The 24,923-nt window shown below is 60.8% G+C and carries 27 protein-coding genes; 11 read left to right on the top strand and 16 right to left on the bottom strand.

The window, feature by feature from the left end; genetic code table 11:
- Positions 1 to 57 precede the first annotated feature (57 nt).
- The 4 genes from ACYQ1P_RS10945 to ACYQ1P_RS10930 are packed head-to-tail and all read left to right on the top strand — an operon-like array spanning position 58 to position 2,254.
- On the top strand, positions 58 to 768 hold the full coding sequence (locus ACYQ1P_RS10945; RefSeq protein WP_460020394.1) for a LabA-like NYN domain-containing protein: 711 nt from the start codon (positions 58 to 60) through the stop codon (positions 766 to 768).
- 13 nt (positions 769 to 781) lie between these two features.
- On the top strand, positions 782 to 1,420 hold the full coding sequence (locus tag ACYQ1P_RS10940) for a uracil-DNA glycosylase (protein WP_460020393.1): 639 nt from the start codon (positions 782 to 784) through the stop codon (positions 1,418 to 1,420).
- A 46-nt stretch (positions 1,421 to 1,466) separates the two neighbouring features.
- On the top strand, positions 1,467 to 2,078 hold the full coding sequence (gene thrH, locus ACYQ1P_RS10935) for a bifunctional phosphoserine phosphatase/homoserine phosphotransferase ThrH (RefSeq protein WP_460020392.1): 612 nt from the start codon (positions 1,467 to 1,469) through the stop codon (positions 2,076 to 2,078).
- Positions 2,078 to 2,254 (top strand): DUF4169 family protein, encoded by a 177-nt coding sequence (locus ACYQ1P_RS10930; RefSeq protein WP_460020391.1) that lies wholly within the window; start codon positions 2,078 to 2,080, stop codon positions 2,252 to 2,254. Before thrH ends, ACYQ1P_RS10930 begins: the two co-directional genes overlap by 1 nt.
- A gap of 5 nt (positions 2,255 to 2,259) precedes the next feature.
- Here the strand turns inward: ACYQ1P_RS10930 and ACYQ1P_RS10925 are convergent, their stop codons facing one another.
- From ACYQ1P_RS10925 to ACYQ1P_RS10915, 3 genes are read right to left on the bottom strand one after another with little or no spacing between them, the layout of a single operon-like run.
- Complete coding sequence (locus tag ACYQ1P_RS10925; protein WP_460020390.1) at positions 2,260 to 3,258, bottom strand: threonine ammonia-lyase; 999 nt, start codon at positions 3,256 to 3,258, stop codon at positions 2,260 to 2,262.
- Positions 3,236 to 4,084, bottom strand: coding sequence for an alpha/beta fold hydrolase (locus tag ACYQ1P_RS10920; protein WP_460021638.1), 849 nt, complete (start codon positions 4,082 to 4,084; stop codon positions 3,236 to 3,238). Before ACYQ1P_RS10920 ends, ACYQ1P_RS10925 begins: the two co-directional genes overlap by 23 nt.
- Before the next feature lie 5 nt (positions 4,085 to 4,089).
- Entirely contained in the window at positions 4,090 to 6,087 is a 1,998-nt protein-coding gene (locus tag ACYQ1P_RS10915; RefSeq protein WP_460020389.1) for a lytic transglycosylase domain-containing protein, read from the bottom strand.
- A gap of 211 nt (positions 6,088 to 6,298) precedes the next feature.
- On the opposite strand from ACYQ1P_RS10915, the gene dapA reads away from it, so the two are divergent.
- The 3 genes from dapA to ACYQ1P_RS10900 all read left to right on the top strand — a co-directional run bounded on the left by dapA (position 6,299) and on the right by ACYQ1P_RS10900 (position 8,284).
- On the top strand, positions 6,299 to 7,174 hold the full coding sequence (gene dapA / locus ACYQ1P_RS10910) for a 4-hydroxy-tetrahydrodipicolinate synthase (RefSeq protein ID WP_460020388.1): 876 nt from the start codon (positions 6,299 to 6,301) through the stop codon (positions 7,172 to 7,174).
- A gap of 10 nt (positions 7,175 to 7,184) precedes the next feature.
- Positions 7,185 to 7,664 (top strand): SsrA-binding protein SmpB, encoded by a 480-nt coding sequence (gene smpB / locus ACYQ1P_RS10905; RefSeq protein ID WP_460020387.1) that lies wholly within the window; start codon positions 7,185 to 7,187, stop codon positions 7,662 to 7,664.
- Between the two features lie 80 nt (positions 7,665 to 7,744).
- Positions 7,745 to 8,284 (top strand): glutathione peroxidase, encoded by a 540-nt coding sequence (locus ACYQ1P_RS10900; protein WP_460020386.1) that lies wholly within the window; start codon positions 7,745 to 7,747, stop codon positions 8,282 to 8,284.
- Here ACYQ1P_RS10900 and ACYQ1P_RS10895 read toward each other — a convergent pair whose 3' ends face one another.
- Both ACYQ1P_RS10895 and ACYQ1P_RS10890 read right to left on the bottom strand, forming a co-directional pair.
- Positions 8,285 to 8,815 (bottom strand): bactofilin family protein, encoded by a 531-nt coding sequence (locus ACYQ1P_RS10895; protein WP_460020385.1) that lies wholly within the window; start codon positions 8,813 to 8,815, stop codon positions 8,285 to 8,287. It abuts the gene before it with no gap.
- Complete coding sequence (locus ACYQ1P_RS10890) at positions 8,799 to 10,109, bottom strand: M23 family metallopeptidase (RefSeq protein WP_460020384.1); 1,311 nt, start codon at positions 10,107 to 10,109, stop codon at positions 8,799 to 8,801. The genes ACYQ1P_RS10895 and ACYQ1P_RS10890 overlap by 17 nt, the downstream gene beginning before the upstream one ends.
- A gap of 160 nt (positions 10,110 to 10,269) precedes the next feature.
- Between ACYQ1P_RS10890 and ACYQ1P_RS10885 the strand changes: the two genes are divergently transcribed.
- Positions 10,270 to 10,737 carry a phosphatidylglycerophosphatase A family protein gene (locus tag ACYQ1P_RS10885; RefSeq protein ID WP_460020383.1) on the top strand — a complete coding sequence of 156 codons (468 nt, stop codon included), beginning with the start codon at positions 10,270 to 10,272 and terminating at the stop codon, positions 10,735 to 10,737.
- The gene (locus ACYQ1P_RS10880; RefSeq protein ID WP_460020382.1) at positions 10,737 to 11,219 is read left to right on the top strand and encodes a CinA family protein; all 483 of its coding nucleotides are present in this window, start codon (positions 10,737 to 10,739) and stop codon (positions 11,217 to 11,219) included. The genes ACYQ1P_RS10885 and ACYQ1P_RS10880 overlap by 1 nt, the downstream gene beginning before the upstream one ends.
- Here ACYQ1P_RS10880 and ACYQ1P_RS10875 read toward each other — a convergent pair.
- Positions 11,216 to 11,647, bottom strand: a complete 432-nt coding sequence (locus ACYQ1P_RS10875) for a type II toxin-antitoxin system RatA family toxin (protein ID WP_460020381.1) — start codon at positions 11,645 to 11,647, stop codon at positions 11,216 to 11,218. The genes ACYQ1P_RS10880 and ACYQ1P_RS10875 overlap by 4 nt on opposite strands.
- Before the next feature lie 42 nt (positions 11,648 to 11,689).
- The gene (lipA, locus tag ACYQ1P_RS10870; protein WP_460020380.1) at positions 11,690 to 12,616 is read right to left on the bottom strand and encodes a lipoyl synthase; all 927 of its coding nucleotides are present in this window, start codon (positions 12,614 to 12,616) and stop codon (positions 11,690 to 11,692) included.
- A gap of 308 nt (positions 12,617 to 12,924) precedes the next feature.
- Between lipA and ACYQ1P_RS10865 the strand changes: the two genes are divergently transcribed.
- Together ACYQ1P_RS10865 and ACYQ1P_RS10860 are read left to right on the top strand one after the other, a co-directional pair.
- On the top strand, positions 12,925 to 13,137 hold the full coding sequence (locus ACYQ1P_RS10865) for a cold-shock protein (protein WP_460020379.1): 213 nt from the start codon (positions 12,925 to 12,927) through the stop codon (positions 13,135 to 13,137).
- A 12-nt stretch (positions 13,138 to 13,149) separates the two neighbouring features.
- Positions 13,150 to 13,398, top strand: coding sequence for a hypothetical protein (locus ACYQ1P_RS10860; RefSeq protein ID WP_460020378.1), 249 nt, complete (start codon positions 13,150 to 13,152; stop codon positions 13,396 to 13,398).
- Positions 13,399 to 13,401: 3 nt separating this feature from the next.
- On the opposite strand, the gene ACYQ1P_RS10855 is transcribed toward ACYQ1P_RS10860, so the two are convergent.
- The 9 genes from ACYQ1P_RS10855 to ACYQ1P_RS10815 form a co-directional block, all read right to left on the bottom strand.
- On the bottom strand, positions 13,402 to 14,226 hold the full coding sequence (locus ACYQ1P_RS10855) for an arsenite methyltransferase (RefSeq protein ID WP_460020377.1): 825 nt from the start codon (positions 14,224 to 14,226) through the stop codon (positions 13,402 to 13,404).
- Between the two features lie 125 nt (positions 14,227 to 14,351).
- Positions 14,352 to 15,776: a sodium:proton antiporter NhaD gene (gene nhaD / locus ACYQ1P_RS10850; RefSeq protein ID WP_460020376.1), complete on the bottom strand. Its 1,425-nt coding sequence runs from the start codon at positions 15,774 to 15,776 to the stop codon at positions 14,352 to 14,354.
- Between the two features lie 287 nt (positions 15,777 to 16,063).
- Positions 16,064 to 17,698: an alpha-D-glucose phosphate-specific phosphoglucomutase gene (locus ACYQ1P_RS10845; RefSeq protein WP_460020375.1), complete on the bottom strand. Its 1,635-nt coding sequence runs from the start codon at positions 17,696 to 17,698 to the stop codon at positions 16,064 to 16,066.
- A 20-nt stretch (positions 17,699 to 17,718) separates the two neighbouring features.
- On the bottom strand, positions 17,719 to 19,047 hold the full coding sequence (locus tag ACYQ1P_RS10840; protein WP_460020374.1) for a UDP-glucose dehydrogenase family protein: 1,329 nt from the start codon (positions 19,045 to 19,047) through the stop codon (positions 17,719 to 17,721).
- 37 nt (positions 19,048 to 19,084) lie between these two features.
- The gene (gene galU, locus ACYQ1P_RS10835; protein ID WP_460020373.1) at positions 19,085 to 19,972 is read right to left on the bottom strand and encodes a UTP--glucose-1-phosphate uridylyltransferase GalU; all 888 of its coding nucleotides are present in this window, start codon (positions 19,970 to 19,972) and stop codon (positions 19,085 to 19,087) included.
- A gap of 95 nt (positions 19,973 to 20,067) precedes the next feature.
- Positions 20,068 to 21,504 carry an SEL1-like repeat protein gene (locus tag ACYQ1P_RS10830; protein WP_460020372.1) on the bottom strand — a complete coding sequence of 479 codons (1,437 nt, stop codon included), beginning with the start codon at positions 21,502 to 21,504 and terminating at the stop codon, positions 20,068 to 20,070.
- Between the two features lie 24 nt (positions 21,505 to 21,528).
- Complete coding sequence (locus ACYQ1P_RS10825; protein ID WP_460020371.1) at positions 21,529 to 22,278, bottom strand: DnaJ domain-containing protein; 750 nt, start codon at positions 22,276 to 22,278, stop codon at positions 21,529 to 21,531.
- 6 nt (positions 22,279 to 22,284) lie between these two features.
- Positions 22,285 to 23,007, bottom strand: coding sequence for a VWA domain-containing protein (locus tag ACYQ1P_RS10820; protein WP_460020370.1), 723 nt, complete (start codon positions 23,005 to 23,007; stop codon positions 22,285 to 22,287).
- A complete protein-coding gene (locus tag ACYQ1P_RS10815) occupies positions 23,004 to 24,911 on the bottom strand; it encodes a sensor histidine kinase (protein ID WP_460020369.1) in 1,908 nt (635 codons plus the stop codon). Before ACYQ1P_RS10815 ends, ACYQ1P_RS10820 begins: the two co-directional genes overlap by 4 nt.
- Between the last annotated feature and the right edge of the window lie 12 nt (positions 24,912 to 24,923).

Here is a 24,923-nt window from a genome sequence, read left to right as displayed (position 1 = left end):
TAGCCCATATAAGACGCCGCGATTGGTCTCGATTTTTTTGATTTAAAGGAACATCCAATGGTTTTTTATCCGCAAGAGCGCGTCGCGCTGTTCATTGATGGATCGAATTTGTACGCCGCCGCCCGAGCCCTTGGGTTCGACATCGACTACAAGCGGCTACTGGAACTGTTTGCCTCCAAGGGCCACCTGCTGCGCGCTTTCTACTACACCGCCCTGCTCGAAGACCAGGAGTATTCCCCCATTCGCCCGCTGGTGGATTGGCTGGATTACAACGGCTACACCATGGTCACCAAGCCGACCAAGGAATTCACCGATTCCGCCGGTCGTCGTAAGATCAAGGGCAACATGGACATCGAACTGGCCATCGACGTCATGGAAATGGCTGACCGTCTCGACCATATCGTGTTGTTTTCCGGCGACGGGGATTTCCGCCGTCTGGTGGAAGCGGTGCAGCGCAAGGGCGTGCGGGTGACGGTGGTCAGCACCGTCAAGTCGCAGCCTCCCATGGTCGCCGACGAACTGCGCCGTCAGGCCGACGTGTTCATGGAACTCTCCGAACTGGAGCCGATCATCGCCCGCGCCTCGCACGGACACGGCCAACAAAATCAAACCCGTGACGACACCCCGGCCCCCAGTTCCAATGGACATGCCCCCATCTATGGACCGGGCCATGATCTGGATCGCGGCTACGATAGCCTGCTCGATGCGGACTCCGAGGCCGACGACCCGCACCTGCGCGACCCCAACGCCTATCGCCACAGCGCCTGACCCCGCCCGTTTCATGTCAACATATGGCGACCCCCAACGGGACTGTTCGCTTTGTCCCCGGCTGGCCGCCTTTCGCGGCGACCAGCGGCGCAACCATCCAGACTGGTTCAACGCCCCGGTCCCGGCCTTCGGCGACCTGACGGCCCGGCTGCTGATCGTCGGACTGGCCCCCGGACTGCGCGGGGCCAACCGGACCGGACGCCCGTTCACCGGTGACTGGGCCGGGGACCTGCTCTATCCGACCCTGCTCGCCCACGGCCTGGCCGCCGGGACCTTTGGGGCCGACCCGGCGGACGGGCTGACCCTGACCGACTGCCGGATCACCAACGCGGTGCGGTGCGTGCCGCCGGAAAACAAACCGACCGGCCCGGAAGTCACCACCTGCCGCCGCTTTCTGATCGAGGAATTGGCCGCCATGCCCCGGCTGCGCGTGGTGCTTTGCCTGGGCGGGCTGGCCCATGGCGCGGTGCTCGCCGCCCTCGGCCACAAAAAGTCGGCCTACCCGTTCAAGCACGGCAGCCGCTATGCCCTGCCCGAGGGGCTCACCCTTGCCGACAGCTATCACTGCTCGCGCTACAACACCAATACCGGACGGCTGACCGAAGCCATGTTCCAGCAGGTGTTCGCGGATCTCTTGCCGTTGCCGGGTTGATCGGGGTATACCCCGCACCAGACAATTGGTGAGAAGGAAGAGCCCCATGCGTATCGTCTGCCTCGATCTTGAAGGAGTGCTGGTCCCCGAGGTCTGGATCAATTTCGCCGAACGGACCGGTATTGCCGAATTGCGGCGCACCACTCGCGACGAGCCCGACTACGATGTACTGATGCGCGGTCGGCTTAAAATTCTCGATGCGCACGGGCTCAAGATGCCGGACATCGAACAGGTCATCGACGCCATGGGACCGCTGGACGGGGCCCGGGCCTTCATCGATTCCCTGCGCGAGACCTATCAGGTGGTCATTCTTTCCGACACCTTTCAGGAATTCGCCAAGCCGTTGATGCGACAACTGGGATGGCCAACCCTGTTCTGCCATAGCCTGGAAATAGCCGAAGACGGGCGGGTCGCCGATTATCATTTGCGCCTGAAGGATCACAAGCGGGAAGCGGTGAAGGCCTTCCGGGCGTTGAATTTCCAGGTGGTCGCCGCCGGTGACTCCTACAACGACACCACCATGCTTGGTGCTGCTCATCAGGGCATCTTGTTCCATGCCCCGGACAACGTGATTGCCGAATTTCCGCAATTCCCCGCCGTCCATACCTATGACGACCTGCGCGCCACCATCGACAAGGCCTTTGCGGATTTGGGGTGATGACCGAAATCATCAATCTGCGTCAGGCCCGCAAACAGAAAGCCCGGGCCGAAAAAGAGGACAAGGCGGCGGCGAACCGGGTCAGGTTCGGGCGCACCAAGGGACAGAAAAAGGCCGATAGCCTGGATCGGCTCAAGGCGTCCAGGAACCTGGACGGCAAACAGCGCGAGACGTGATCCGGTTAGCTGTTCTCGGCCAGCACCTGCTGAAAAAGTTCCGGGTCCACGTTGCCGCCTGAACAGACGACCACCGTCGTCGTGCCTTCCATATGCAGTTTTCCGCTCAACACCGCCGCCAGGGCCACCGCGCCGCCGGGCTCCAGCACCAGCTTGAAATGGTGGAATGCGGTGACCATGGCCTCCGCCGTCTCCTTGTCGGACACCGCAAGCCCCCCGGCCAGCAGACAGCGGTTGATGCCGAAGGTCAAATCGCCGGGCCGCTCCACCAGCAAGGCATCGCAGAACGACCGCACCCCGGGCGGATTGGTGCGGATATGCCCCGAGGCCAGGGAATGCAGGGTATCCTCATGGCCCTCGGGCTCGACGGCGAACAGACTGCATTCGGGGTACAGTTCGCTGAGGGCCAGGGCGCAACCGGCCACCAGGCCGCCGCCGCTGCACGGCACGGCCACCCGGTCCGGGGCGAGGCCCAGTTCGTCGATCTGGCTGGCGATTTCCAGGCCGACCGTGCCCTGCCCGGCGATGACGCGCGGGTCGTCGAACGGTCGCACCAGAGTGGCGCCTTTTTCCTCGACCAGCCGGTCGGCGATCTCCTCGCGGCTTTGCTCGAACCGGTCATAGAGCACGACCTCCGCCCCATAGGCCTTGGTAGCTTCGATTTTTAGGGCCGGAGCATCGGCGGGCATGACGATCGTCGCATGAATCCCCAGCAGACGGGCCGCATAGGCCACGCCTTGGGCATGGTTGCCCGACGAATAGGCGACCACCCCCCAGTCGCGGGTGTCCTGATCCAGTCGGCACAGGCAGTTGTAGGCCCCCCGGAACTTGAACGACCCGGTGCGTTGCAGCGGCTCGGCCTTGATCAGCAACCGCCCGCCCAGTTGCTCGTTGAGCAGCGGATTTTCGAGCAGCGGGGTTTCCACCGCATGACCGCGCAGCCGGTGGGCGGCGGCGATCACATCCTGATAGCCGGGCAATTCAAAGGGCGGCGAGGAAGGCATCGACGGACTCGGCAACAAGGGGTTCATTGAGGAACGGCGGATGGCCACAGCCCGGCAGCGTGACCTGCGCCAAGTCGGGATGATTTTCGCTCATCTTTTGCAGTCCTTCGGCGGTGAGAATGAGCGAGTCCCCGCCCCGGACGACCATCACCGGCACCCGTTTCAAGGCGCGGAACAGTGGCCAGAGATCGGTCGGCCCCTCGGGGCCGGGGGACAACAAATGCCGCAGCCCGCGATCGAAATCGAAATGCAGCAGCCCGTCGGACTGCTCCTTGTAGGTCCCCTGGGCCAGCTTGAGCCAGTCTTCGGGATCGGGGAAGGTTTCGCGCGGAAACACCACCTTCATATGCTCGGCGGCGCTTTCCCAGTTCGGTTCGGTCCAGTCCTTGCTCAGGTACTCAATGATGTGGGACACCCCGGTGGCGCCGATTTCCGGCCCCACATCATTCAGTACCACGGCTTTAAGGCAGTTTGGCAAGGCCACCGCCATGGCCATGGCCATGATGCCCCCGAAGGAGGTGCCGACGACGATCACCCGATGCAGGTTCAACGCGCTGAGCAGATGGCGAATATCGTCCACCGTCTTGGACGGCTCGTAGTCGCTGGGCAGAGGGGCATATTGGGAACGCCCGCGACCACGGAAATCCGGGCAGACCACCCGCCGACGGGTCATGTGCCGCCGGGCGAAATCGTCAAAGTCCCGGCTGTTGCGGGTCAATCCGGGCAGACAGAGCAACGGCACGGAGTCGCTCAGGGGATCGCCGTAATCCCGATAGTAGAGCCGCAATCCGTCCTGGGACAGATAATGGCCTTCTCGATAGGGCATCTCGCTCAACGGGTCAGGTCCTGTTCCAGGGTCAGGGCGATTTGAGTATTGCCCAAACGGGCGCGATAAATCTGTAGGGATTCCAGAATCCGCTGCACGTAGTTGCGGGTTTCGTTAAAGGGAATGTTTTCGATCCAGTCGATGGGATCGGTCGCGCCATCGCGGGGGTCGCCGTAATCCTTGATCCAGGCCGACACCCGCGACGGTCCGGCATTGTAGGCGGCCAGTGCCAGCACATAGGACCCCTCGTAGCGATCCAGCAGCGACGCCAGATAATAGGTGCCGATGGTCATGTTGTAGTCCGGGTCCGCCGTCAGCAGGGATTTGGAATAGCGCAGCTTGATCTTGCGGGCCAGACGACGCGCCGTGGTTGGGATGATTTGCATCATGCCCCGCGCCCCCGCCGAACTGACGGCCAGCGGATTGAAGCCGCTTTCCTGCCGTATCAACGCGAGCAGCAAAGGCCGCTCGGGCTGCGGCAAGCTCTGCGGCAAATTCATCTTCGGCAGGGTGATTTTCGGATAGCCTGGGGCGATTAGCGGCTGACCGGCCAGCACCGATTTCTTGGCGATCCGCACGGCCAAATCCGGACGCTCAAATTCCAACGCCAGATCCGCCGTCAGCGCCCGCCACCCCGCACTTTGCGACAGGTTCACCAGATGCAGCAGAAACGGATCGACCTCCCGCACCGCGCCGATCTTGTGCAGCAACAAGGCCATGCGCACCAGTTCATGATGTTCGAAGGCATGGGTCTCCGTGGCGTCGGGACGGGCGTCGGGGGGGATTTTCAATTCGCCCTTGCCCTCGCGCGCCCCGGCCAATTGCCCATAGAAGGTGGTCGGGAAACGCGCCCCGATGCTGTACCAAAGGGCGGCGGATTTCTTTTGATTCAGCGCCTCGCTGGCCCGCCCCGCCCAATAGGCGGCACGGGCGCGGCTGATCGGATAATTGACCTTGCCGTAAAGATTGGAAAAATGATTCAAGGCCGCGTCGGCGTCGTTGAGATAGCGCAAGGCAATCCATCCGGCCAGCCATTCGGCGGCGGCGAATTGACCGCCATCATCCAGCCCGTGATTTTTGGCAATGCGATAGGCGTCGGTAATCAGCCCGTCCTTCAGAGCCTTGCGGGCCATCAGTCCGCGTTCCTCCCACCATTGTTCCGGGGCGTTATTGGTCGGGTTGGCATTGAGCAGCATATCCAGCGCCTGATCGTCGCGGCCCTTGCGGCGGCGCCAGCGGATGCGATCAAACAGCAGTCCCGGATCGTTTTGCAGATGCTTGGGAACCTGGGCAATGGCCGAATCCACGCCGCCCTTTTTCAGGGCAAGGCGGCTGCGAGCGATCGCCAACAGACGGTGATCCTTGTCCACACGGTTTAACAACCGTTTGGCCGCCTCATGTCGATCATCCCAGAGCAGTCGTTCCAGACGGTCCACGTGATCCGCCTGAGTCAGGTAGGGGGCATAAAGTTTCAGATACTGGCTTTCCTGACGCGGTCCGAAATCACCGCTGATCCAGGTTTCGCGGAGAAAGGTTTCGGCCTCTTTTCGCCGCCCTGTGTTGAGCAAAGCCGCGCCGTAGCGGATGCGGCCATCGACGCTGACCGGTTCCCGTTCGCTGAACCAGGCCAGGACTCGTTCGTCGGACAGGCTCGGCGGCATGACTTCCTCGGCCCGCCGCTGCAAGGACCACTGGTCGGGCCAGTCGGGATTGTCGGCGATGAAGGCAGTCACCTCTTCGAAGCCGTGGGAAACGCCTTCGCTTTTCAGATCAATCCAGTCGAGGATCTTGCGCAAATCGGCATGCCGCACCTTGGCGCGTTGTTTCTGGAAATCCGACCATTTCCGGCGGTCGGCATCCTTGAAGGCGGCCAGCGCGGCCTTGACCTCTGCGGCCGACGGGGCAGAAGCGGCCTGAACCGGGGAGGCCACAGAAAGCAGCATCAGCGCCAGCAAAAGCATGGCGAAGCGGGCACCCTTGTTCATTTGGCCCTGGAGGGTCATGGTTCGGGCCTCGCCTTCCCACGGTTGATCACGTCCGATTCTCCGGGCGAGTCTAGCAGGACGCCGGGTGAGCGTCATGCCTCAGTTATGATTCCTTTGCCGGGACCGACCTGCGGCATGGGTTGGACTCTTGCAGCCTCCGACCATGCAGCGTATTGTCCCCCCCCACATATCAAGGGTGATATGCGGGTGGACTTAAGGAGTTGAAACCATGTTCAAGGGCTCAATGGTTGCGCTGATTACACCGTTCAAGGACGGAGCGCTGGACGAGAAAGCCTATCAGGACCTGGTGGCGTGGCAGATTGATCAGGGCACCGAGGGGCTGATTCCGATGGGCACCACCGGTGAATCCCCGACCCTGGATCATGCCGAACACAACCGGGTGGTCGAACTATGCCTTGAAGTGGCCCGTGGCCGGGTGCCGGTGATTGCCGGGACCGGTTCCAATTCCACCGCCGAGGCAGTCTCGCTGACCCAGCACGCCCACAAGGCTGGAGCCGATGCGGCGTTGGTGGTCACCCCCTATTACAACAAGCCGACTCAAGAGGGCCTCTATCGGCATTTCAAGGCGGTTGCCGAGTCCTGCGAGCTTCCGGTGATCATTTATAATATCCCGGGGCGCTCGGTGATTGACATGAGCGTCGAGACCATGGCGCGGCTGTTCCATGACATCCCCAACATCGTCGGGGTCAAGGATGCGACGGCCGACCTGTCGCGCCCCATCGCCACGCGGCTGGCCTGCGGCCCGGAATTCTGTCAGTTGTCCGGCGAGGACGCGACCGCGCTGCCGTTCCTGGTCGGCGGCGGCCATGGCTGCATTTCGGTCAGCGCCAACGTGGCCCCGAAGCTCTGCGCCGACATGCACAAGGCTTGGCGGGCCGGTGACGTGGCGCGGGCGCAGGAGATCCAGTTCAAGCTCATGCCCCTGCATCAGGCGATGTTCTGTGAATCGAGCCCCGGCCCGGTCAAGTATGCCGCCGAGCGCCTCGGTCTGTGTCGGGCCGAGACCCGGCTGCCGCTGTGCGAGATTTCCGAGGCGTCCAAGAAGAAGGTGGATGCGGCGCTGACCACTGTCGGCCTGCTCTGAACGGCGAGGCATGCCCCCCAAAAGGAAACATAAGACTCCCGGCACCATCGCCGCACAGAACCGCAAGGCCCGGCACGACTACTTCATCGAGGAGTCCCTCGAAGCGGGAATCATGCTGATGGGCTCCGAGGTGAAGTCGTTGCGCGAAGGTCGGGGCAACATCACCGAATCCTTTGCCGAGGTGAAAGACGGGGAAGTCTGGCTGGTCAACGCCCATATCCCCGATTTCAAGCCAGCGGCCCATTTCAGCCATACCCCCACCCGCCCCCGCAAGCTGTTGCTGAAGCGCCAAGAGATCAACAAGCTGTCCAACGCGGTCCATCGCAAGGGCATGACCCTGGTGCCGCTGTCGATCTATTTCACCGAGCGGGGATTTGCCAAAGTCGATCTCGGTCTGGCGAGAGGCAAAAAAGGCTACGACAAGCGGGAATCCAGCAAGGACCGGGACTGGAAACTGCAACAGTCCCGGCTGATGCGCGCCAAGGGCTGAGCCTGCTCACGAAATGTTGATTCCGGCACCCTCTCCTCCTGTGCAACAAGATAACTACACATAAAATGAGGAGATGTCTTATGACTCGTTTGTTAAGTGTCGTTGGCTTGGCCCTGATGCTGCTGGCCTTTCCGGCTTTGGCGGAAAATGTCCATGATTTCGGATTCACCTCCATTGATGGCGACCCGTTGCCTCTGTCGGCCTATCGGGGCAAAGCCTTGCTGGTGGTCAACACGGCTACCGAATGCGGAAACACCCATCAATTGGGCAGCCTGCAAAAACTGTGGGAGGCTTATAAGGACAAGGGGTTGGTGCTGGTCGGTGTGCCGAGCAACGACTTCGGCCAGGAGCCACGGGACAATGGTGCCATCAAGGATTTCTGCGAATCCAATTTCGCCGTCGATTTTCCGATGACCGAACGGACCCAGATCACCGGCGCAGCGGCTCATCCGTTCTATCGTTTCGCGGTGGCCGAACTGGGCGACAAGGCGGCCCCCAGTTGGAATTTTCACAAGTTCCTGGTCAGCCCAGAGGGAAATCTGGTCGATTGGTTCGGCACCGGCGCGCAGCCCCTGGGCGGCAAGCTGGAACAGGCGATCCAGGCAAACCTGCCGAAATAGTCAGGCCTCGCCGTCCTTGCCGTCGCTGTCGTCGCTGGAAGCGTGCGCCCCGCGACCGCGACCGCGTCTCGAAGACCCGCCGCTGCTCTTGTCGCTCGACGAGTCCTTGCTGTCGGACTCGGCCTCACTGGGGGCCGACAGGGCGGGACGCGGCTCCACGTCGATCTTGGCGGTTTCCATGTGACGGCAGTGGCCTTCCAGAAAGGCCCCCTGCTCGATGGACAGGTTCTCATGCAATATGTCGCCGATCATGCGCGCGGTACGGGCCAGAATGACCTCGCGGGCCCGGATCTGGCCGGTGATGGACCCATGGACTCGGATAACATCGGCCACCATCTCGCCCTTGATCACCGCCGTTTCGCCGATCAGGATGGAGTGGCTCTTGATATCGCCATCAATGCTGCCGTCGATCTGCACCTCGCCCTCGCTGGTCAGGTCGCCGACGATGTGAAGGTCGGAACTGATCAGAGAGGGAGAAACCGTCGAAGAGGACGAGGCGAATCGGTCTTTTTTATTACCCTTGGAAAACATTCCGTCCTGCCTGGATAAACTTCAGAGGATCAATGGGCTTCTCGTGGAAGCGGATTTCATAGTGCAGATGCACCCCCGTTGAACGGCCCGAACTCCCCATCAAACCGATCTTCTGTCGATGTTCCACCTTATCGCCCGTTTTGACCAGCACCTTTTGCAAGTGTCCATAAATTGTCGTCAACCCGGCACCGTGATCCACCTTGACCATGCGGCCATAGCGGGACTTGGCCCCGGCAAACACCACCACCCCCGGGGCTGTCACGTAAATGCCGGACTTTTTCTGGCCGCCGAAATCGAGACCGTAATGCATGGCCCATTTGCCGTTGATCGGGTCCTTGCGCTTGCCGAAGCGGCTGGTCACGTAGCCGTAATTGACCGGGATGGTCAGCGGCACCCGGCTCAACACATCGCGCAGCGCGGTCCAGCGGTCCAGATGATAGTCAAGCGAGGCCAGCCGCACCTTCAGGTCCAACGACGGATCGTTCTTGTCTTCCTCGGCGGCGACGAAGGGACCGCCCTGAGCGCCCCCGAAATCCACCGCTTCGAGCAGCTTTTCCGTTTCCAGACCGGTCAAGGCGAGCAGCCGTTCCACATCCTCGATATTGTCCTGGGTCTGCTCGGTCAGCCGTTGAATCGTTTCCTGCTCGTTGCGCCGCAGGTCCTGCAGATCGTTTTCCAGGGCACTGATCCGTCCCTTCATATGCGTGCCGTCAATCAGCGCCTGATTGCGCTGGACGATGGCCTGTTGCAGGTCCAGTTCGGTGATGTTCAGATTGTCCTTGAGGGTGAAGTTCCGAGTGACCAGCGCCTGCATCTTGTTTTCGACCGCCAGCAAATCACCCTTCAGGCGTTCGCGCACGGACAAGACCCGGTTGCGTTCGGCCTCGGTGCTTTGCAGCCGCGATTCGACGGTCTCCAGGCTTTGTTGCAGCGAAGTGTTCTTCTCCACCAGACCGACCATGACCGAATGGTTTTCTTCCAGGTCATGGGTGATGGACGCGAACTTGCGCTGGTAGGAGGAGACCTCTGCCAGCAGCGACCGATAGGCGCGGCGGGCGTCGCGCACTTCCTGTTCCTTGGCCGCCAGAATATCGTCGTGCAGGAAATAGCTCAGGGAGGAATAGGCGATCCAACCGGTGGACAGGGTCAGCAGTCCGAGCAGAATGGCCTGGGGAGCACGCGACATGTGCACATAGCGAACCCGCCCCCCGGTGCGCACCATGATCTGGCGCTCCGGAAAAAGTCGATGCAACAATTTGACCCAACGGTCTCGGCGAAATGCCGAACGAACCATGCTGCGAATATCTCCCCCTAGAGACAAAATCGATCCCCTGAAAAAAAAGTATCTGTTACACCGACCTCTGGCAAGGTCTTTCCGCGCCCCTTCCCCTCGCTTCGACCGCCCTGTAAACTTAAATAAGCCCTGATTTTCCACCTTGCCGTATGAGCCCCCCATGAACCTCCTGCATCCGGTCCCCCTGCTCGCCACCTGGTTCGGCAGTGGTCTTTTGCCGAAAATGCCCGGCACCTGGGGCTCTCTGGCCGCTCTGCCCTTCGCCTGGGTGCTGATGGGGATCGGCGGATGGCCGCTGCTCTTGCTGGCGACACTGGTGATTTTCCCGGTCGGAGTCTGGTCCGGCGGGGCCTATGCCGCCCGGCAGGGTCGCGAAGATCCCGGACCGGTGGTCATCGACGAGGTGGCGGGGCAGTGGCTGACCCTGTGCGTCGTGCCCCTGGACCCGCTGCTGTTCGGGTTGGGTTTCGTGCTGTTTCGCCTGGCCGACATCTTCAAGCCCTGGCCGGTTTCGGTCGCCGACCGGCGGATCAAGGGTGGATTGGGCATCATGCTGGATGATATTCTGGCCGCCGTCTATGCCGGGGCAGCCCTGTACGGAATCGGCTCCTGGTTGGGACGAATTTGATGAAGCATCAGGCTCAAATCGAAGAACTTTTCCATGCCTGCCGCACACATGGCTGGATGATCGCCACCGCCGAGTCCTGCACCGGCGGATTGATCGCCGCCGCCCTGACTGAGGTGGCGGGCGCCTCGGAGGTCTTTGAGCGCGGCTTCGTCACCTACAGCAACCAAGCCAAGATGGACTCGCTGGGCGTGGATGCGGCACTCATCGCGGCCCAAGGCGCGGTCAGTGCCGCCGTCGCCAAGGCCATGGCCGAAGGTGCCCTGCGCCATTCCCAGGCCAAACTGAGTATTGCCGTCACTGGAATCGCCGGTCCCGGCGGCGGCTCTCTGGAAAAGCCGGTCGGGCTGGTGCATCTGGCCTGTGCCCGCCGTGATCGGGAGACCCGACACCAGCAGCAGGTGTTTCACGGCAACCGGCAGGCGGTGCGCGAACAAACCGTCACAGCGGCCCTATTGATGCTGTTGCAGGCGACCCTGGATTAATCGTACAGCGCGTGGGCGCGCTTTTCGAATGACGCGACCATGCGTCGTACCGCTTCGTTGAACACCACACCAATGGCCTTTTGCAGCAATTTCGAGTGGAATTCGAAATCGACGAAAAAGTCGATCATGGTGCCGTCCGGGTGCGGCTGGAAGACCCAGTGGTTATTGAGATACTTGAACGGACCTTGCTGATATTCCACGTGAATGCGCAGATTGTCCCGATCCAGGGCGACCTTTGACGTGAAGCTTTCGCGGAACATCTTGAAGCCGATAATCAGATCGGCCCAGATGACAACGTCTTCCCGACGCTTGATCCGCGCCCCCACGCACCAGGGCAGGAACTCTGGATAACGGGCCACATCGGCGACCAGATCAAACAATTGATCCGGTGCAAAGGGCAGCAGTTTCTGTTCGGCATGGGTCGGCATGACCGGGTTTTAACTCCTGAGACGTCCGAAGGGGAGTCCCATTTATGTCCTCCGCGCCGCCCGGAGTGCCTGAAAGTCCGCATCCGCATGATAGGACGAGCGGGTCAGCGGGGTCGAGGCCACGTGCAAAAATCCCTTGCGGGCGGCGGCGCTGGCGAATTCCTCGAATTCGTCCGGGGTCACGAAGCGCGCAATGGGCGCATGTTTCGGCGTCGGCTGCAAATATTGGCCGATGGTCAGGAAATCCACCCCGGCCGAGCGCAGATCATCCATCACCTGCAACACCTCCAGCCGCTCCTCGCCCAGACCGACCATGATGCCGGACTTGGTGAACAGGGTCGGGTCCAGTTGCTTGGCCCGGTCGAGCAGACGCAGGGAATGGTAATACCGCGCCCCCGGACGGATGGTCGGATAGAGACGCGGCACTGTTTCCAGATTGTGATTGAACACATCGGGACGGGCCGTCACCACCTGTTCCAGGGCTCCCGGCTTGTCGCGGAAATCGGGGGTGAGCACCTCGATGGTGGTGGCGGGGGCGCTTTCGCGAACGCGGGCGATGGACAGGGCAAACTGCGTCGCACCGCCATCGGCCAGATCGTCCCGATCCACCGAGGTGATGACCATGTGCTTGAGCCCCATTTCCGCCGCCGTCCGTCCGACGTTGTCCGGCTCCAAGGGGTCCACCGGACGCGGCTTGCCCGTCGCCACATTGCAAAAGGCACAGCCCCGGGTACAAATATCGCCCAGAATCATCACCGTCGCATGACCCCGCGACCAGCATTCACCGATGTTCGGACAGGCCGCCTCTTCGCAGACCGTATGCAGGTGATTGTTGCGCAGCTTGTCTCGGGTTTCGGCATATTGCCGCGACGTAGGGGCCTTGACCCGAATCCAGGTGGGTTTGCGCTGGATGGGATTGTCCGGTCGGTGGGCCTTTTCCGGATGCCGCAGCCCCTGTTTCTCGCTCATCCATGCCTCGCTGAAGCGGTTCTGCTGTCTAGATAGAGAAAATATCGCCACATTACAAGCGGACTTCGTTATTTCAATGGGTTACGGGATCGGCCCCTGATCTCCCCCGGTGCCCCCGGGGGACTGTCAAAAAAATCAGTTGTTTATTGCCGTAGAGCGTATATGGTTCGCGGACGTTGCAACGTCGATGTTGCGCTTGTGATTACTAGCTTCGCTCGTAGCCAGGTTTGTTTACCGACATTGTGGACGTTTGTTCGGCGGCACCACGCCTGTGGTGTTGTCCGTTTTTGTCATGATAGGAGTAACACATGGCTATCCGAGGTACCGTTAAGTTCTTCAACACCACCAAAGGCTTTGGCTTCATCGAACCGGAAGACGGCTCGAAGGACGCTTTCGTTCACATCAGCGCCGTTGAGCGTTCCGGCCTGTCCGGCCTCAACGAAGGCCAGAAGGTCACCTTCGACCTGGTCTCCGGGCGCGATGGCAAGATGGCGGCTGAGAATCTCTCCCTCGCGGATTGATTTCGCCTACGTTTGAGTGACGAGGCCGTCGCCGAGGCTGTTCAAGCTTCGCGACGGCCTCTCCTTTTTGATGCACCCTTTAACAGGAGGGCTTTCCCCCTGCCCCGCAAACCCAACTACAAGTTCGAGCGCCAGGAGCGTGACCGCATCAAGGCCGCCAAGAAGGCCGCCCGAGCCCAGGACAAGACCGAACGTCCCGCCGATCCCGACCCGACGCCGGGCGAACCCAATCCACCGACAACCGATACGCCAGAGAGCTGATTTTCAGCAATTGCCGCCGCAGCAGCCGCCCGGCTTGGTCGCCTGGATGTTGGCCGAGACCACGTAGTTCTCGACGCCCTTGCCCGGCGCCCAGTCCTTGATCACCGCACGGCTTTCTTCCTTGAGGTCGATGCGGATATTGGTGAACCCTGCTGCATTCATATGGGCTTCCAGTTCCGCTACCGGTGTCGCGCCGGTTACGCAGCCGCAGAGCAGGCCCAGGTCATCGACCAGTTCGGGCGGGAAGTCAGCGGTCTGCACCACGTCGGACACCGCCACCCGCCCCCCCGGCTTGAGCACCCGAAACGCCTCCTTGAACACCCGCGCCTTGTCCGGCGACAGATTGATCACGCAATTGGAAATGACCACATCGGCCTGATTGTCGGCGATGGGCAAATACTCAATCTCTCCCAGGCGGAACTCCACATTGGGATAGCCCCCCTTTTGGGCATTCTCCCGCGCCTTGGCCAGCATCTCGTGGGTCATGTCGACACCGATCACCCGCCCCTGGTCGCCCACCTGCCGAGCGGCCAGAAACACGTCGAATCCGGCCCCGCTGCCCAGATCGACAACAACTTCGCCCGGACGCATGGCCGCCAGCGCCTGCGGATTGCCACAGCCCAGCCCCAGATTGGCCCCCTCGGGCACCAAATTCATCTCGACAGTGGAATAGCCGAAACGGGCCGAGAAATCCTCCGCCTGAACCGGCGTGGCACAACAGCCCGAGGCGTCCTCGGATGCCGGACCACAGCAGCCCGTGGCATTTTTCGTTGCCACGGCAGCATAGGATTGCCGGACGGCGGCGTGGACTTGATGCGAATCGACCATTTGAGCTCTCCACAAAAACCATATTTCTAGAATAATGGAATAGTTAATCCCCCCGCGTCAAGGGGCACAAAAAAACGAGGAGCCCGAAGGCTCCCCGTGATCCCGTTCAATCTTTATCGCCGGGCTCATTGAGCCGGGATATGGAACAGGTGCTCGTTCATCCACATATGAACGGCGATACTGGCCGCATAACCCAGGGCAATGACAGGTGTCCACTTCAGATGTCCGAAGAAGGTATAGATCCCCCGCGCCTGTCCCATCAGGGCCACCCCCGCCGCCGAACCAATGGACAGCAGTGAGCCGCCAACACCGGCCGTCAGAGTGACCAACAACCATTGCCCATGGGACATGTCCGGGTTCATGGTCAACACGGCAAACATGATCGGAATGTTATCCACAATGGCCGATAGGATACCAACCAGCACGTTGGCCGTGGTCGGCCCGAGGTCGGTATACATCATATTCGACATGATCGAGAGGTAGCCAATGAATCCCAGGCCGCCGACGCAAAGCACCACGCCATAGAAGAACAATAAGGTATCCCACTCGGCGCGGGCAATTTTCTTGAAGATATCGAACGGCTCGATATCGCCGACCTCTGAATTGGAATTGCGCCAGTTCATGTGGTGATGGGTTTTTTTCAGGTAAAAGCCAAAGAGCTTCAAGTAGGCCAAGCCTGTCATCATTCCAAGCACCGGCGGCAGGCTCAGGAAGTTATGGAAAGACACTGCCGTGACAATGGTCAAAATGAACAGGAAAATCACCCGCTTGGCACCGAATTTCATTTGGACCACTTCGTCCGAGGCATCGGGCTTCGCATTCGGAATGGCGAAATGCATGATCGCCGCCGGCACCACGAAGTTGACCACCGAAGGCACGAACAGATCAAAGAATTCCCAAAAAGAGACAATCCCCTTCTGCCAGACCATCAGCGTAGTGATATCGCCGAACGGACTGAAAGCACCGCCCGCGTTTGCCGCAACCACGATGTTGATGCAGCCGATGGCAACGAAACGCGGGGAGGTGGTGCCCACAGCCATCAGAACCGCGCACATGAGCAGAGCCGTGGTCAGATTGTCAGCCACTGGGGAAATAAAGAAGGCCAGCCAGCCGGTGATCCAGAACAGTTTGCGATAACTAAATCCATGCCGCACCAGCCAAGCGCGCAGGGCATCGAAGACCAGCCGTTCCTGCATGGAGTTGATGTAGGTCATGGCAGCCAGCAGGAACAAGAATAGTTCCGCGTATTCCTCGATATTGTGTCGTACCGCCGCTTCTGCCGCATGGGGCATCCCGTGCGAGACATACATGTAGCCGATCATGCCCCAAATGATACCCGCCGCCAGCACCACAGGCTTGGACTTGCGGAGATGGGTGACTTCCTCGGCCATGACCAGACCATAGGCCAGAACAAAAATCACGATGGCCAAATAGCCGACCGTATGGTTGGTCAGGTCGAGGTTTTCATGAGCGCCGGTTTCCATGGCGAGTGCCACTCCGGGAAGTCCAAGAAAGACCGCGCAGAGACCGAGCAGCGAAAGAATACGCATTACAACTCCAGTCTTAATGTTTTCAGAACGCCCGAACCGTTGACCGGATTTTAAAGAGGCCTGGATTCGCAACGCCCGCAAATATTTTCAGGGGTATTTAAAATGCCGTTCCTTGTAAGGTCAATGTAAATTCAGTGCAATTTACATGGATACATCCAATCGAACGCAACAGACAGAACCCATGGGCCTCACTGCGCGGACAGCGCTGCCCCCATCCCATCAGACCCCATCTCATGTTTAACAAACCTTAAGTGGTTTTGGCCCGTTGAAATTCCCGTATAAGAACTTCAGGTTATGACCGTCGGTTCGGCGCGACCGGTACGGAAGCGGATTTCGCCCACGTCGACGGCCAGAGCGATCAGGTCGGCCAGGGCCTCTTGCGTCTCCAGGGCCTGATCGGCCGGATCGGCGGCGAAGCGTTCGATGTAGACGCGCAGGGTCGCCCCCTCGGTGCCGGTGCCGGACAATCGGTAGACGATGCGCGAGCCATCCTCGAACACGATGCGGATGCCCTGCTGGGCGCTGACGCTGCCATCCACCGGATCGGTATAGGTGAAGTCGTCGGCTGTGGCCACCTTGTGCCCCTGAAGGGTCTGCCCAGCCAGGCTGTCCACCCGATCCCGCAGGCTGTCCATCAGGTCGTTGGCGGCGTCGCTGTCCACCGCTTCGTAATCGTGGCGGCTATAATAGTTGCGCCCGAATTTGGCCCAGTGGTCCTGGACAATCTGCGCCACCGACTCACCGGGGCGCGCCGCCAGCACGTTCATCCAGGCCAATACCGCCCACAGGCCGTCTTTCTCGCGCACATGGTCGGACGAAGTGCCGAAGCTCTCCTCGCCACAGAAGGTGGCCTTGCCCGCATCAAGCAGGTTGCCGAAGAATTTCCAACCGGTCGGGGTCTCGTAACAGGTCAGACCCAGGGACTCGGCCACCCGGTCGGCAGCGCAACTGGTCGGCATGGAACGGGCCACCCCGGCGATGCCCTTGGCATAGCCCGGAATCAGCGTCGCATTGGCCGCCAGCACCGCCAGCGAATCACTGGGGGTGACGAAAAAGTTATTGCCCAGCACCATGTTGCGGTCGCCATCGCCATCGGACGCGGCGCCGAAATCCGGGGCGTCGGCGGCAAACAGGATCTCCACCAGTTCATGGGCATGTTTGAGATTGGGGTCCGGGTGGCCGCCGCCGAAATCTTCCAGCGGGATACCGTTGATGACGGTCCCCGCAGGCGCCCCCAGACGGTCCTCCAGGATGGCCCGGGCATAGGGGCCGGTCACCGCGTGCATGGCGTCGAAACACATCCGGAAGCCCTTTTTGAACATCGCTTGCAATGCCGGGAAGTCGAACAGGCTTTCCATCAGTTCCGCATAATCGGCCACCGGGTCGATGACCTCGACGGTCATGTCGCCCAATTGATGGGTCGCCACATGGTCCAGATCCAGATCCGCCGCTTCGAGAATTTTGTACTGGTCGATGGTCTTGGTGCGGGCAAAGGCCGCCTCGGTGTATTTTTCCGGGGCCGGTCCGCCGTTGGTGATGTTGTACTTGATGCCGAAATCCCCGTCCGGGCCGCCGGGATTATGACTCGCCGACAGCACGAACCCACCGAACGCCCCATGCTTGCGGATGACGCAGGAAGCGGCGGGGGTGGACAGAATGGCCCCCTGCCCAACCAGCACCCGCCCGACTCCGTTGGCCGCCGCCATCTTGAGAATGCATTGCACGGCGGTCCGGTTGTAGTAACGCCCGTCGCCGCCGACCACCAGGGTCTGCCCCTGATAGCCTTCCAGGGTATCGAACCAGGCCTGGATGAAGTTCTCCAGATAATGGGCCTGCTGGAACACGGTGACCTTCTTGCGCAGGCCAGAGGTGCCGGGCTTCTGCCCGTCGAAAGGGGCTGTACTGACGATCCGAACACTCATCCCGGTTCTCCTGATGGGTCCTATTTCTTGGCCAGACGCGGTGCCTGTCCGATGCAATGATAGTCGAAGCCCATGGCGGAGAGATCGACCAGCGTATAGATGTTGCGCAGATCGACGATCACCGGCGCGGCCATCAAGCTCTTGACCCGGTCAAAATCGAGGGCGCGGAACTGGTTCCATTCGGTGAGGAAACTCAGCACATGCGCGCCCTGCATCACCTCATAGGACCCCTTGCACCATTCGATGCCGTCCTGGGGCAAGAGGCTGCGGGCCTCGTGCATGCTCTCCGGATCATAGACCTTGACCTTGGCACCGGCCTCCAGCAGGGCCGGGATGATATCCAGGGCCGGGGCTTCGCGCATGTCGTCGGTATTCGGCTTGAAAGCCAGACCGAGCACACCGACCGTCTTACCCTGGAGCGAGCCCCCGGCGGCGGCGACAATTTTCTCCGCCATCTTGCGCTTGCGGGCGTCGTTGACCGCCACCACTGTCTCGATGATCGACAACGGGCTGCCATAATCCCGCGCCGTATGGACCAGCGCCCGGGTATCCTTGGGGAAGCAGGAGCCGCCATAGCCGGGACCGGCATGCAGGAACTTGCCGCCGATACGCCCGTCCAGGCCGATGCCCTTGGCTACCGCCTGCACATCCGCGCCCACCTTCTCGCACAGATCGGCGATTTCGTTAATGAAGGTGATCTTGGCGGCGAGGAAGGTATTGGCCGCATATTTAATCAATTCGGAGGTCCGGCGGGTGGTGAAGACAATCGGCGTTTCCCGCAGATACAGCGGGCGGTACAGCTCGCGCATGACTTCCTTGGAGCGTTCGGATTCAGCGCCGATAACCACCCGATCCGGTCGCATGAAGTCCTCGATGGCCGAGCCCTCGCGCAAGAATTCAGGGTTCGACAGCACGTCGAAATCGGCGTCCGGGCGGGTCTCGCGGATGATCCGTTCCACCTCGTCGCCGGTGCCCACCGGCACCGTAGATTTATCCACCACCACCGTGTAGCCGTTCATGTTCTCGGCGATTTCCTTGGCCGCCGCATAGACGTAGGACAGGTCCGCATGGCCGTCGCCGCGACGACTGGGGGTGCCGACGCCGATGAACACCGCATCGGCCTTTTTCATCGCTTCCTTGAGATCAAGGGTGAAGGTCAAGCGACCGGCCTCGACGTTGCGCGCCACCAGATCGTCGAGTCCCGGCTCGTAGATGGGAATCTCGCCCTTGAGCAGGCGTTCGATCTTTGAGGCGTCCTTGTCGACGCAAATGACTTCGTGACCAAATTCCGAGAAACAGGCCCCTGACACCAAACCCACATAGCCGGTGCCGATCATCGTAACGTGCATATTCACTTCCCCCTAGGACAAAAAATGGTCAAAAAAATCAATGGTCTTTTTCCAATCGGCAGAATTCCTGAAGGGATTCCACAACCTTGTCGCGCAAATCCGGTCGGTTCAGGGCATAGGCCACGTTGGCTTGCACGAAACCCTCCTTGCTGCCGCAGTCGAAGCGCCGGCCCTCGAACCTCAACCCATGAAAGGGAGTCCGATCGAGGGTCCGCGCCATGGCATCGGTCAACTGGATTTCACCACCGGCCCCGCGCTCATGGCGCTCCAGTTCGAGCATGACATCCGGTTGCAAAATATAGCGCCCGATAATGGCCAGATTGGACGGCGCGACACTGGGGTCGGGCTTTTCCACCAGTCCCCGCGCCCGGACCAGCTTGCCGTCATCCTCAACCACATTGAGAATACCGTAGCGGCCGGTGTTCTCGTGGGGGACTTCCTCCACCGCCACCATGTTGCCGCCGGTTTGGTTGAATACTTCGACCATCTGCTTGAGACAGCCGGGCTCGGACAGAATCATGTCGTCGGCCAGCAGCACTGCGAAAGGCTCGTCGATGATCATGTTGCGCGCACACCAGACTGCATGACCGAGTCCCAGGGGCTCTTGCTGACGCATCACGGTGACCTGACCCGGCTTGGGCAGCCACTTGGTCACCGACCGCAGGGCCTCGGTCTTGCCGCGCGCCATCAGCGTCTGTTCCAACTCATAGGAATGATCGAAATGGTCGGACATGGAGGTCTTGCCGCGCCCGGAAACCAGAATGATCTGTTCGATCCCCGCTTCCATGGCCTCTTCCACCGCATATTGAATCAAGGGCTTGTCGACAATGGTCAGCATTTCTTTGGGCATCGCCTTGGTCGCCGGAAGGAAGCGGGTGCCCAAACCGGCAACCGGAAAAATGGCCTTGCGGACAGGCTTGCTCATGAAATTTCCTTTCTCTGGGAAGGGACGTCTCTGGGGCGGAAAACACAGGGGCATGTTGTGCCACAGGTGGCGGCGGCCCGCAAGTCAAGGCGGCCTTATTGCGGACGGGATTTGGCCAATCGCGCGTCGGACCATTGGACCATCATTTTTTGCGCCCGGTCGCACAGGGAAAGATATCCCGATTCCTCGATCAGGGAGGGCGGCAGGTCGAGAGCCCGGGCCGCCCGAATCTCGTTTTCCGTCGCCTCGCATTCAAAGGCCATGTCACTCACCTGCCGTCCGTTCATTTCCACCCCCTGACGCCAACGCCTGTTGTACTCCGACATGGTCGTCGTGCCGCTGCCCTGAGCTATTTTCAGGTCATGACGCTCGGCTTTCTGCTGTTGCAGAATGTGGGTGCCCTCGTGCACGAACAGCAGCAGCCAGCTGGCCGGGCTGACCCAGCGGGCTTCCCGGCGCACTGTGATGATGCGATTGTCCGGCCCGCCCACATGCTTCATGAAATAGCCGCCGGTGGCGTCGATCCGTCCGGTTTTGAAAAAATGCCTGGATTGCGGATTGTAGCGGATCTCATGGATGGCCTGCACCGTGGGGGCCACTGACTTTGGTAGTTTTTCCGCCATATCCAAAGCCTTGGAAGCCATCTTGTAGAAATTCTTGTTATTGATGTCATCATAGACCGATCCCACCAACCTCACCCCCTTATGGGTGCGGATTTGCGGATCATTGAAGTGCGACTGCGGCAACGCATCGTAAATATGCCGCCGGACCTCCAACAAAATGGCCGCCAGCATGAAATTGGGGTCGTCGTCCATGAAACTGCCGACGGACATCTGAAGCACCCGTTGATCCGTGGCGGCGGCCCAACCCACATAGCGGTCGAACGGGTCCTCGGGCACGGCAAAAATGTCCAAACGATCAATCAGGGCCAAATAGGGCAACAGAGCCACATGATCCTTGTGCAGGGCCGTGGCTATAGATGCCAGAACCTTGAAAATCGCCCGAGCCGCTTCCTCGCTCACTTTGGGATCAATCACCACCCGTGGACCATTTCGCAATTCCGCTGTATGGGAATCGGTCTGACGCAAGGGAGCTGCGGGGGCGACCATGCAGCCCTCCGGTTCAGCCTGCCAAGTCTCGGCCCGTCGTGTGACTTCGGCAACCACTTTCTGATCGAGTGTTTCTTGCAGGTTGCTGGCGATTTTCATCCCGTTCAGATCATTCTGACGGGCCGCCACGAGGGTCCAAAACAGGGCATCCGGGATATTCTTATCCGCCCCCTCGCCGAGCAGCAGGGCATGTCCATATCGGGCCTGGGCGGGGGCGAATCCGACCTCCGCCAACGGGGCCCACAAGGCGACGGCCTGATCGAATTTTTGGTCCTGGTACAGGTCCACGGCTTGCCGGTGCTGGGCCAAATAAGCTCCGGCATTACAAGGCGATGGCGCGGCAATGACGACAGATTCGAAGGCACCCAATCCCAGTGCCAGACCGACGACCATCCCCCGCAAGATGTCCACCCAGGTCCACATGGCTCCATTTTCGCTTATTTTGCCTCATCCGCCAAGCAAGACATCCTTGGCCCGGTTGATTTTCGCCGCCAGATAATCGGACCCCCCATGATCCGGGTGCACGGCGGCGATCAGGCGATGGTAGGCGGCCTTGATCTCGGCGGTCGAGGCCGTGGCCGCCACCCCCAGAATACGCGCCGCCTCGGCCCGGTCCATGGCATCGGAGGAAAATCCCGGCCTGCGATCCCGGGAGCCCTGGTTTTTTTCCTGGTAGCGGGTGCGCCAGTCGCCGGTCCGTGCCCGGTCCAGATAGGCCTCCAGCAGCCGCGCCGATTCATCGTCCTCGGCCCGACAGAGTTGCAACAAATCGAGCAATTGCTCCAGGCTCAGACTGCCTATATCGCGTCCGGCCAGCGTGCCTTCCTTGACCTCGCCGCTGAGTTCCCCGTTGGCATGATCCAGGCGCATGCGCAAAAAACGGGTTTCCACCTCCGAACGCTGCCCCGGACGGGCCCCACTGCCCCCGGCGGCGGCGGAAGCCATGCGCCGGAACACCTTGGCCTGTTGAAGGACACTCCGCCAGCGCAGGGCCAGCGGCACCAGCAGCGGCAAAAAAGCGAACATCCAGGCAATGCGCCCGGTCAACACCATGAACAGCACCGCCCCGATGCCAAGGCCGATACCCGCCCGCTTGAGGTGCTGCACCAGCGCCGCCGTATCCGCTCCGGCATACCAGCGCAGCGCCGCCATCACGGCAACCAGGAGCGCCAGCCCGAGAATCAACATATGGAACATCGACCCTCAGCCTTTCGTACTTGTGAGCGAACGGGTCAGCCGCAGCATCTCTCCGCCCTGCTCCAACGCCATTTGATCCAACATCCCGCGCCCCCCGGCGGCGAACACCGCCACCGCCTTCAACAGATCGGACAACATGCGCGGGCTGTTGGGGTCGAATTGCAAAGTCGCCCCGCCGGTCAGTTTGGCCACCTGTCCGAACCCGAAGGCGGCCACCGGGTCCGATCCTTCCTGAAACAGGAAGGCCGGCACTCCGAGCAACCCCAGGCGACCGGCGACGGCTCCCAATGCGTCCACGTCTTCCTCCACGCAGTCCCCAACGAACACCAGGGCATTCACCGCCCCGGCCTCGGCCTGATTGACCGCATGACGCAGGACCTTGCGAATCTGGGTTTCTCCGGCCAGGCAGGAGACCCGGGTCATCATATGGGCCAAACGGGCCGGATCGGCAAGCCACGGCGAGGCCTTGAACTCTCCCAACCCGCGATAGAAGACCAACTGCATGTCGAGCCCGCCCAGGCTTTCCGCCGTCTTGAACATCTCCGCCTGGATTCCGACCGCCCGGTCCCAGGTGGGCTGACGGCTGGCCGTGGCATCCATGGCGAACAGCAGGCGCCCCCGTTTGCCCGCCCCGCCGGGGGGTCGAGCGGGAAGCGCCGCCATGCGATCGAGAAAGGACTGCACGTCGGAATCCGGTTGAGATTTTTTTTCAGGCACTTTCGACGTCATCGGGCCGCTTCCTGTGATTCCGGCATGACCGGCAGGGTGAAATGAAACGCCGAGCCCCGCCCGGGAGTCGATGTCGCCCAGATATCCCCGTCATGTCGCTCGACGATGCGCTTGCAGACAGCCAGACCGACTCCGGTGCCTTCGTATTCTCCGGGAGCATGCAGCCGCTGGAAAATGCCGAAAACCCGCTCCAGGTGCTCGGGGGCAATGCCGATTCCGTTATCGGAGACCGTGATGATCCATTTATTGACCCGGCGGGCCGGGGAGATATGAACCTGTGGCACCCGGTCCGCCGCCGTGTATTTTAGCGCATTGCCGATCAGATTCTGCATCAGCCGTTCCAACTGAATCTGATCCCCCAGCACCACCGGCAGGTCCTCCACCGACACCTCGGCCCCGCGCAGCTCGATCTCTGCGCTCAAGTTGGCCCGCGCCGTCTCCACCACGGCATTGAGCGATACCGGCTCCAACGGACGTTCGTGAGTCGTCACCCGGGCATAGTCGAGCAGATCGCGGATCAGGGCATCCATGCGCTGCGCCCCTCCGGCGGCATGTTGCAGGTATTCCCGGGCCGCCTCATCCAGTTGCGGCGCCTTTTGTTGTTCCAACAACCGCAGATAGCTGGAGATCATGCGCAACGGGGCCTGGAGATCGTGTGACGCCACATAGGCGAACTGTTGCAGTTCCTGATTGGAACGCCGCAGTTCGGCCTCGATGGCCTTGCGTCGGCTGATATCGCGAAAGATCAGCACCGCGCCCTCCAATACCCCGCCCTCGAAAATCGGCGCACAGACGTATTCCACCGGAAACGCCCGACCATCGCCGCGCCAGAAGGTTTCATCATCGGCCCGCTTAACCTCGCCCTCGGCCAGGGTTTCGAACAGGGCGCATTTTTCCTGCCGGACGGGCTGCGCCCGTTGATCTTCCGGGGCGCGACAGACCAATGTGGCGAACGGCTCTCCCACCAGCGCCTCTTCGGTCCGTTTGAATGCCGCCAGGGCCGCCGGATTGACAAAACGGATACGGGCCTCCGCATCCAGGCCGACGATCCCTTCCGCCGCCGCATCCAGAATCTGCTGCGTGCGGTGGCTCAATCTCCGGTTTTCGCGCTCGGTGGCGCGCTGTTCGGTGACATCCAGCCCGGAACTGAGAATGCCGGTGACGCGGTCTTCGTCATCGCGCAAAAAAATATTCTGCCATTGAATGAGTCTGATCCGACCGTCCTTTGTCAGAACCGCATTCTGGTATTCCGGCGCGATCAATGTTTCCCGCGCAATCATCTTTCGGAACAAATTTTCGATGCTTTCGGCCTCTTTTTCAGGCAGCAGATCAAACCACTTGCGGCCCAGCAATTCTTGTTCTGTATAGCCAAGAATCTCAGAAGCCTTTCTGTTGACCAGAGTAATCCGCCCCTGACGGTCCAAGGCGATGAACATCACCCCGGCCATATCCAGATACTTTTCGGCTTTTCGCTTTTCCTCCACCAGCGCCATTTCGACCCGGCGGCGGCTTTCTATTTCCCGTTGTTGGCGTTCGATCTGCGCCGCCTTGTCCGACTCCTCGGCAATGAGCAACGGCAGGAACCGGCGGCCCAACAAAAAGAAAACCAGCAACGCCGCCACCAGATTGACCAGCTTGGGAAGTACCAGATATTGGGACTGATTGAGCAAATGGCCGACCCATTGCGGCAATACCCCGGCGTCGGACGACCGGGCTGCTCCGAAATAGATACTCTCCAGCAGCGTCCGGAAGGCGTCGATGGTCAGGATGATCAGCAACAGGTGGACCGTGGTGCCGACCTTGGCCTGAATCTTCAAATGGCGGATATAGAGGCTCAGAATGGCAGTCCAGATGACCGCCAACAGCAGGTAACTCGTGTAGGTCAGGGTAGCGGAAAAACTCACGCAATCCTCTCA

Source organism: Magnetospira thiophila (assembly GCF_054657015.1).
The sequence above is the reverse complement of the archived record's forward strand: the minus strand, read 5'-3'. Positions and strand labels throughout refer to the sequence as shown.

Excerpts from the sequence above, each read along its gene's own strand:
- thrH (WP_460020392.1), top strand. The coding sequence starts at position 1,467 with ATGCGTATCGTCTGCCTCGATCTTGAAGGAGTGCTGGTCCCCGAGGTC.
- ACYQ1P_RS10830 (WP_460020372.1), bottom strand. The coding sequence starts at position 21,504 with ATGTGGACCTGGGTGGACATCTTGCGGGGGATGGTCGTCGGTCTGGCA.
- ACYQ1P_RS10890 (WP_460020384.1), bottom strand. The coding sequence starts at position 10,109 with ATGGTTCGTTCGGCATTTCGCCGAGACCGTTGGGTCAAATTGTTGCAT.
- ACYQ1P_RS10865 (WP_460020379.1), top strand. The coding sequence starts at position 12,925 with ATGGCTATCCGAGGTACCGTTAAGTTCTTCAACACCACCAAAGGCTTT.
- smpB (WP_460020387.1), top strand. The coding sequence starts at position 7,185 with ATGCCCCCCAAAAGGAAACATAAGACTCCCGGCACCATCGCCGCACAG.
- ACYQ1P_RS10825 (WP_460020371.1), bottom strand. The coding sequence starts at position 22,278 with ATGTTCCATATGTTGATTCTCGGGCTGGCGCTCCTGGTTGCCGTGATG.
- ACYQ1P_RS10945 (WP_460020394.1), top strand. The coding sequence starts at position 58 with ATGGTTTTTTATCCGCAAGAGCGCGTCGCGCTGTTCATTGATGGATCG.
- ACYQ1P_RS10930 (WP_460020391.1), top strand. The coding sequence starts at position 2,078 with ATGACCGAAATCATCAATCTGCGTCAGGCCCGCAAACAGAAAGCCCGG.
- ACYQ1P_RS10915 (WP_460020389.1), bottom strand. The coding sequence starts at position 6,087 with ATGACCCTCCAGGGCCAAATGAACAAGGGTGCCCGCTTCGCCATGCTT.
- galU (WP_460020373.1), bottom strand. The coding sequence starts at position 19,972 with ATGAGCAAGCCTGTCCGCAAGGCCATTTTTCCGGTTGCCGGTTTGGGC.
- ACYQ1P_RS10855 (WP_460020377.1), bottom strand. The coding sequence starts at position 14,226 with ATGGTCGATTCGCATCAAGTCCACGCCGCCGTCCGGCAATCCTATGCT.
- lipA (WP_460020380.1), bottom strand. The coding sequence starts at position 12,616 with ATGAGCGAGAAACAGGGGCTGCGGCATCCGGAAAAGGCCCACCGACCG.
- ACYQ1P_RS10925 (WP_460020390.1), bottom strand. The coding sequence starts at position 3,258 with ATGCCTTCCTCGCCGCCCTTTGAATTGCCCGGCTATCAGGATGTGATC.
- ACYQ1P_RS10845 (WP_460020375.1), bottom strand. The coding sequence starts at position 17,698 with ATGAGTGTTCGGATCGTCAGTACAGCCCCTTTCGACGGGCAGAAGCCC.
- ACYQ1P_RS10840 (WP_460020374.1), bottom strand. The coding sequence starts at position 19,047 with ATGCACGTTACGATGATCGGCACCGGCTATGTGGGTTTGGTGTCAGGG.
- ACYQ1P_RS10880 (WP_460020382.1), top strand. The coding sequence starts at position 10,737 with ATGAAGCATCAGGCTCAAATCGAAGAACTTTTCCATGCCTGCCGCACA.
- ACYQ1P_RS10900 (WP_460020386.1), top strand. The coding sequence starts at position 7,745 with ATGACTCGTTTGTTAAGTGTCGTTGGCTTGGCCCTGATGCTGCTGGCC.
- ACYQ1P_RS10885 (WP_460020383.1), top strand. The coding sequence starts at position 10,270 with ATGAACCTCCTGCATCCGGTCCCCCTGCTCGCCACCTGGTTCGGCAGT.
- ACYQ1P_RS10940 (WP_460020393.1), top strand. The coding sequence starts at position 782 with ATGTCAACATATGGCGACCCCCAACGGGACTGTTCGCTTTGTCCCCGG.
- ACYQ1P_RS10895 (WP_460020385.1), bottom strand. The coding sequence starts at position 8,815 with ATGTTTTCCAAGGGTAATAAAAAAGACCGATTCGCCTCGTCCTCTTCG.
- ACYQ1P_RS10875 (WP_460020381.1), bottom strand. The coding sequence starts at position 11,647 with ATGCCGACCCATGCCGAACAGAAACTGCTGCCCTTTGCACCGGATCAA.
- ACYQ1P_RS10920 (WP_460021638.1), bottom strand. The coding sequence starts at position 4,084 with ATGCCCTATCGAGAAGGCCATTATCTGTCCCAGGACGGATTGCGGCTC.
- ACYQ1P_RS10820 (WP_460020370.1), bottom strand. The coding sequence starts at position 23,007 with ATGACGTCGAAAGTGCCTGAAAAAAAATCTCAACCGGATTCCGACGTG.
- nhaD (WP_460020376.1), bottom strand. The coding sequence starts at position 15,776 with ATGCGTATTCTTTCGCTGCTCGGTCTCTGCGCGGTCTTTCTTGGACTT.
- dapA (WP_460020388.1), top strand. The coding sequence starts at position 6,299 with ATGTTCAAGGGCTCAATGGTTGCGCTGATTACACCGTTCAAGGACGGA.